This is a genomic window from Photobacterium sp. R1, from assembly GCF_054600795.1.
Window position 1 is genome coordinate 1 of the sequence record NZ_BAAHZP010000945.1, and the last position, 238, is coordinate 238.

At 51.3% G+C, this 238-nt stretch carries 1 protein-coding gene; it reads right to left on the bottom strand.

Annotated features, from left to right (window positions below; genetic code table 11):
- Nucleotides 1–113 precede the first annotated feature (113 nt).
- On the bottom strand, nucleotides 114–227 hold the full coding sequence (locus tag ACYP03_RS27865; RefSeq protein ID WP_459782919.1) for a DUF1422 family protein: 114 nt from the start codon (nucleotides 225–227) through the stop codon (nucleotides 114–116).
- Nucleotides 228–238: the final 11 nt, after the last annotated feature.

A 238-nucleotide genomic window follows, 5' to 3' on the forward strand; every position in this document is an offset into this window, starting at 1 on the left:
TACACCCACCATATGGAAGCAGGGGTGATGCTGGAGCGCAAATAATCCCGTGCGCAAGCGGCACAAACAAAAAAGGCGCCTGAGGCGCCTTTTTTGTTTTCTATGCCGGGGTGTTATGCATCATCCTGAGATTTGGATTTTGACTTAGGCTTCATTACCCCCATACGGTAAGCGACCCACAACAGCAGCGCCAAAGAGATCATCAACGGCAGGAAGTTAGAGCCCATATCCGGTGCCT

Bases quoted from the DNA above. Each gene is read 5' to 3' on its own strand.
- ACYP03_RS27865 (WP_459782919.1), bottom strand. From the start codon at position 227: ATGGGCTCTAACTTCCTGCCGTTGATGATCTCTTTGGCGCTGCTGTTG.